General features: G+C 69.2%; 5 protein-coding genes and 3 pseudogenes. 4 read left to right on the plus strand and 4 right to left on the minus strand.

Translation table 11 applies throughout. The annotated features are described in order from the left end of the window. Positions 1-155: 155 nt before the first annotated feature. A pseudogene (locus tag BT98_RS28225) lies at positions 156-398 on the minus strand (hypothetical protein); the annotation flags it as partial. Between the two features lie 126 nt (positions 399-524). Here BT98_RS28225 and tnpA point away from each other — a divergent pair. From tnpA to tnpC, 3 genes and pseudogenes are all read left to right on the plus strand, one after another. Continuing rightward, positions 525-896, plus strand: a complete 372-nt coding sequence (gene tnpA, locus BT98_RS28230) for an IS66-like element accessory protein TnpA (protein WP_027297459.1) — start codon at positions 525-527, stop codon at positions 894-896. Then, entirely contained in the window at positions 893-1,240 is a 348-nt protein-coding gene (gene tnpB / locus BT98_RS0119835) for an IS66 family insertion sequence element accessory protein TnpB (RefSeq protein WP_027297460.1), read from the plus strand. The genes tnpA and tnpB overlap by 4 nt, the downstream gene beginning before the upstream one ends. Positions 1,241-1,302: 62 nt before the next feature. Further along, positions 1,303-2,646, plus strand: a pseudogene (tnpC, locus tag BT98_RS25270) (IS66 family transposase); the annotation flags it as partial. A 10-nt stretch (positions 2,647-2,656) separates the two neighbouring features. Here tnpC and BT98_RS26880 read toward each other — a convergent pair. Both BT98_RS26880 and BT98_RS25280 read right to left on the minus strand, forming a co-directional pair. Next, positions 2,657-3,729 (minus strand): IS630 family transposase gene (locus BT98_RS26880; RefSeq protein ID WP_115359404.1). Its coding sequence is split into 2 segments (ribosomal slippage): positions 2,657-3,234 and positions 3,234-3,729, totalling 1,074 coding nucleotides; the frame shifts between segments, so codons are not numbered across the junction. Between the two features lie 40 nt (positions 3,730-3,769). Beyond that, on the minus strand, positions 3,770-4,696 hold the full coding sequence (locus tag BT98_RS25280; RefSeq protein WP_051544361.1) for an ISL3 family transposase: 927 nt from the start codon (positions 4,694-4,696) through the stop codon (positions 3,770-3,772). A gap of 104 nt (positions 4,697-4,800) precedes the next feature. Between BT98_RS25280 and BT98_RS25285 the strand changes: the two are divergent. Next, positions 4,801-5,019, plus strand: a pseudogene (locus tag BT98_RS25285) (hypothetical protein); the annotation flags it as partial. A gap of 158 nt (positions 5,020-5,177) precedes the next feature. Here BT98_RS25285 and BT98_RS0119860 read toward each other — a convergent pair. Next, positions 5,178-5,783 (minus strand): hypothetical protein, encoded by a 606-nt coding sequence (locus BT98_RS0119860; RefSeq protein ID WP_027297462.1) that lies wholly within the window; start codon positions 5,781-5,783, stop codon positions 5,178-5,180. Positions 5,784-5,878: the final 95 nt, after the last annotated feature.

Below are 5,878 nucleotides of genomic sequence, written 5' to 3' on the forward strand. Positions count from 1 at the left end.
CCCATGGCTATCGCCGCCGGCTCGCCGAGCACGGCATGCTCTGCTCGATGAGCCGCAAGGGGAACTGCTGGGACAACGCGCCGATGGAGAGCTTCAATCGTGTCGTCAATGCCCAGAATGACTGGCCCATCCGGCGCGAAGGCTGTGATCAGGTGCGCCAGCAGAAGACGCGATGCTGCCCGGGGGCTCCAGACCGCCCGGTTGAGCACCCGATGATAGTTCACGAAGCGCCGCTCCTGCGCGAGCCCGCTGATCTGCAACAGGCTGGTCACCGTACGTTTGCCGGGTGCCAGGATAGCCCCGATCAGCAGCACCTCCGCGTGTTGCCAGCTGCGCTGGAAAAACAGCGGCGCAAAGCTCAGGATCACCGCGGCGAAGCGGGATGGCAGGTGAAGCATGGCGGCGTCTCTTGGCGGGGACACGCCAGCCTAGCCAGTCACCCGCCTCGCCGCCTACGCCTGCCTCAGATGGCCAAAGTCGAGCTTAGTGACGCTCGTAAGGGCGACGCTAAGGACGGGGGCGGGATGGAGATCATCACCGGGGTAGAGCGACGTCGTCGCTGGCGCGCCGAGGACAAGCTGCGCGTGCTGGCCGAGGCGGCGCAGCCTGGGGCGCGGACGTCCGAGGTAGCCCGGCGGCATGATATCAGCCGCGGCCTGCTCTGGTACTGGCGGCGTCAGCTGCGGCAGGGCCGCCTGGTGGTTCCCGGTGCACCCGAGCCGGTGTTCCTGCCGGTGCAGGTGAGCGACCCGGTCCCTCCCGGGCCTGCGGCACCCGCCGTGGCGGTTGCGGACCCACGGATCGAGATCGCGCTGCCGGACGGCACCTGCGTGCGGGTGGGGGCTGACGTGGACACGGCGGCGCTGCGGCGCGTGCTGTCGGTGCTGCGGCGGTGATCCCGGTTCCCGCTGGTGTGCGGGTCTGGCTGGCGGTGGGCCACACGGACATGCGCCGCGGCATGAACGGGCTGGCGCTGCAGGTGCAGGAGGCACTCGGGCGCGACCCGCACGCCGGGGACCTCTATGTCTTTCGGGGCAAACGCGGCGACCTGGTCAAGATCCTTTGGCATGACGGGCTCGGCATGTCGCTCTACGCCAAGCGGCTGGAGCGGGGACGTTTTCTGTGGCCCGCGCCTGCGGGTGGCGCCGTGTCCATCTCGTCGGCGCAGCTGGCCTACATGCTGGATGGTATCGACTGGCGGAACCCGCAGCACACCTACCGACCGCAAGTCGCGGGCTGATCCTGCTGGGGGCGACGGTGATTGTGCTGGCGGTGGGTTCCGCTGTCTGATTCACTCATCCCATGACGCGCGCGCCGGACCAGACCGGAGACGTTGAGGCGCTCCGCGCTGCCCTGGCTGCGGAGCGTGAGGCGCGCATCGCCGCCGAGGCTCGTGCGACAGGCTTGGAGGCACGCGCCACGGGTGCCGAGGCGATGATCGCGCACCTCAAGCTGGTCATCGCCAAGCTCCGGCACGACAAGTTCGGCGCCTCCTCCGAGCGCGGCCGCAAGCTCATCGACCAGCTGGAGCTGGAGCTCGGCGACCTCATCGCAACCGTCGCCGAGGAGGCGGCGCGGGCGGAGAGCCAGGGTGGGGAGCGACCCGGGGCACCACCGCACCGCAAGCCCGTCCGGGGTCCTCTGCCCGCTCACCTGCCGCGCGAGCGGGTGGTTGTGCCGTCGCCCGCCGCCTGCCCCTGCTGCGGCGGCAAGCTGTCCAAGCTCGGCGAGGACATCACCGAGACCCTCGAGGTGGTGCCCCGTAGCTGGAAGGTGATCCAGACCGTGCGCGAGCGGTTCTCCTGCCGGTCTTGCGAGACCATCACCCAGCCGCCCACGCCGTTCCACCCCATCGCCCGCGGGCGCGCCGGGCCGAACCTGCTGGCCATGATCCTGGAGGCCAAATTCGGCCAGCACCTGCCGCTCAACCGCCAGAGCGAGACCTACGGCCGCGAGGGGGTGGAGCTGAGCGTCTCCACCCTGGCCGACTGGGTCGGCACCGCCGCGGCCGTGCTCTCGCCGCTCCACGCCCTCGTCGCGGCGCATGTCCTGGCCGCCGAGCGGCTGCACGGGGACGACACCACCGTGCCGCTACTCGCCCGCGGCAAGACCGTCACGGCCCGGCTCTGGACCTACGTGCGGGACGCCCGGCCCTTTGCCGGACCGGCCCCACCGGCCGCGCTGTTCCAGTTCTCCCGCGATCGCACGGCCGAGCACCCCAGGCGCCACCTGGCCTCATACGATGGGATCCTGCAGGCGGACGCCTATGCCGGATTCGGCGAACTCTACCGCCCCGACCGCAAGCCAGGGCCGATTACCGAGGCCGCCTGCTGGGCGCACCTCCGCCGAAAGGCGTTCGAGCTGGCCGAGGTTGCCCGCGCACCACTCGCGGCCGAGGCCGTGCGGCGCATCGACCGCGTGTTCGAGGCCGAGCGCGAGGTGAACGGGTGCCCCGTCGCGGAACGTCTGGCCCATCGCCAAGCCGTCGTGGCCCCGCTCGTCGCTGAACTCCACGCCTGGATGCTGGAGACCAGGGGCAGGATGTCGCGCCACAACGACGTCGCCAAGGCGCTGGACTACGCCCTCACGCGCTGGGAGGCGTTCACCGGGTTCCTGGCCGATGGCCGGGTTTGCTTGACCAATAATACGCCCGGCTTCATTGAGTGACACGTGCCCATTCACGGGTTCCGATAGAGGTGATGCGTTTGGGTTGTTTGGTGAACCAGAGCCAAGCGTCACAGCATGCGTCGACGATGGCGTCGTAGGTTTTGAACACGCGGTTGCTGAGCTTGTTGGAGCGCAGGTAGGCCCAGACATTCTCTACCGGGTTTAGCTCCGGGCTATAGGGCGGCAGGTGCAGGAGCGTGATGTTCTCGGGCACGCGCAGCTTGTCCCCGGTCTGATGCCAACCGGCGCCGTCGATCGTCAGCACGGCATGCGCGCCTGGGGCGATGTTGGCGCTGATTTCGGCCAGGTGCAGGTTCATCATGGCCGCGTTGGCGAACGGCAGCACCAGGGCTGCCCCCGTGCCACGGGCCGGGCAAATGGCTCCGAACAGGTAGGCCCAAGCGTATCGCAGATCGCGCGGTGCCGCCGGCCGCGAGCCGCGTTCGGCCCACACGCGGGTCAGCGTGCCTTGCTGGCCGATGCGGGCCTCGTCCTGCCACCAGAGCTCGAGCGGCTTGCCGCGGGCGTGCTCGGGCAAGGCTGCATCTACGAGGGCGGCGAAGTTGCCTTGAAAGACGTCTGCGCCGCGGCGTTGTGGCCGGGGTGGCGAGGGCGGGCCACCAGGCGGCGGAAGCCCAGCCGACGCAGCACGGTGCTGATCGTGCGTTCGGCCAGCACGATGCCAAACCTGGTCTCGATCGCTCGCGCGAGGTCAGCCCTGCGCCAGCGGACAACGCCGTGCTCTGCCAGATCTGGGCCACGGCGAACCCATTCGGCGACCTCACGCTCCTGCTCGGGCGAGAGCAGTCGCTTTGGGCCAACATCGCCTTGTCGGTCGGTAAGGCCGGCCAATCCTTCCTCGTTGTAGCGGTGCACCCAATCCCGCAGCGTCTGCCGATCCATTCCAGCCGCTTGCGCCGCTTCTGTCCGTGAACTGCCCTCCATCACCAAGGCCAGTGCCAGCATTCGACGAGAGGCCGCAACGCTGCCACAGCGGCACGCTGCTCGACGTAGCCCGGATGCATCCAGCTCATCCCGGGTGATCTTGATCGGTGCCGCCATACTGACCTCCGCGAATCGCTGCAGAGAACAGCGAATCACGTCAGTGCAGGTCAGGAAATCCCAAGAGAGTCGGCCATATCAGCCGAGCGTATGAGGCTTGGCTCGCCCGCTGCGCCGCGTTCGGTGGATGGGACAGAGGCGGCGGCACGCCCGGTAAGGGCTCGCCCTGGGCTTGCGTCTCGGCGGTCCGCTGTGCCGCCCGACCGGTGGCGTTGCCGTGCCGTTCCACGAGGGCCCGGACCGCATCTCCGAGGTTGCGCAGCAGGTGCCAGCGATCCGCTACCTGGATTGCACCGGGCGCGCCCTGCCGGACCCCGTCCGCGTAGGCGCCCGCCCGGCCTCGGGCCACGATCTCCACGCCAGGGTGCTGGCGCAGCCACGCCGCCAGGGTCTCCGCTTGGCGGTCGGGCAGCAAGTCGACGGCGCGATTGCGCTCTAGGTCGACCAGCGCCGTGCCGTAGTGATGGCCTCGGCGCCAAGCCCAGTCGTCCACCCCGAGCACCCGGGGCGTCGCTGCCGGCATGGCGTCCCGGCCCTCCGCGCGGGTGATCCGCAGCAACGTGTCCGGGCTGGTCGCCATGGCTAGACGCTCGATCAGGCGCGCGCCGGCCTCGCCCCCGAGCGCCAGGCCTACACAGCGCTGCAGATCGCCCAGTCGCCGGGTCCGCCGTGCCCCGGCGGCCGCAACCTCCGGGAGCCGCTCGGCGAAGGTCTGCCGGGTACAGGTCGGGTCGAGGCAGCGGAACCGCCGTGCCTGGAGACGCAGCGTCACAGGGCGGCCCTGCCATGGCAGATCAGCGAGGCGGCGTTGGTAGTGGCTGTGAACGCGCCGTGACGACGTGCCGCAAGCTGGGCAGGCGGCGGCCTCGGGAGGTAGCGTGGCGGCGATGATGATGTGATCGGAAGCGGGCAGGACCTGCTGAACCAGCAGCCCCGCTGGAAGCAGAGGCAGGAGACGCTTGGACAATCCCAGCTTTCAGAGAGAGGAACGACGCCCCTCCAATGTGATCATCCTACCCCGGAACGACGAGCCCACAGCACGGAATTTGCGGGAGAACCAACTCACGAGTAGCATTGACAATCGGCCACATGAAGGCCGACGGCCGCCTCGCCCGCTGCGCCCTCAAGGGCACCATCGGCGACGCCCTCCACGCCGTCCTCTGCGGCTGCGGCCACAACATCCGCAAGATCCTCGCCCACCTGCGGGCTCTCTTGCTCGCCTTTCTCGCCAGCCTCGTTCAGGCCCTCACACAGACCAGCCGCCATCCAGCAATGGGCCGAACAGCCTGATCAGGTTGTTCAGAGCCGACTACCCAACTTCGTCCGATCCTGCTCTTTCACCGCGGCGGTACGGCAGGAGCGCAGTCTCCTCACCGCCGAGGATCACCGATCACTCGGACAGGGCCGCTCCATCCAACGACGGGGCATCCGGGATCATGGTCACCACGTCACCGCCTCATGCCGGGAGATACCCCGGCGTCGTCGGTGTCCTGATCCTTGGCGGATGTCGCCCTCTCAGGGGCGTGGCTAGCCCGGATGGCATCCAGGCCCCGGCGGGTCACGACGAACAGGGTGCATCCAAGGGACGGCGAGGCCTGTACCAGACTGGAGGCCTGGAGCCGTTCGAGGGTCGGCCTCAGGGCCGCCGTGCGGACACCCAGGGCATGGGCGATTGCCTTGTCGGAGAGGAGGCCCCGCGAGCGCCCGACCTCCCGCAGAACCCGGAGGGCAAGGCCATGGGGGCCTGCCGAGGAGAGGTCGGCCATCCCGTGGGTCCGGATGGCGGTATCGGCGACCCCACCCAGGGCCTCGATCATGCCTTGAATGCGGAACTCCCCCGGGGTGGCGCCGGTGCGGGTGGCCAGGAGGATGGCAGCATCGGCGAGGCCCACATGCAGGACCTCCTGGACCTCCGTCCTGCCCCCGGCGATGGCCTCGACAAGGGAGGCGGTGACGCCACTCAGCTGCTCCAGGGCGAGGCGGTCCTGCCCGGATCGGATGGCGTCGGAAAGCTCTGCCGTGAGCTGGGCCGCCTCGGCCGGATCCGTCGACATGAGTGATCTCCCTGGATGTCCAAGGAGGAGGCTCAGGGGCATTGTCACGTTGTTTGGGGACCGAGCAAGTTTGACCGCGAGGCGGAGTTTGCGTG

This window comes from Roseomonas mucosa ATCC BAA-692 (genome assembly GCF_000622225.1).
In the GTDB taxonomy this organism is placed as follows: domain Bacteria; phylum Pseudomonadota; class Alphaproteobacteria; order Acetobacterales; family Acetobacteraceae; genus Roseomonas; species Roseomonas mucosa.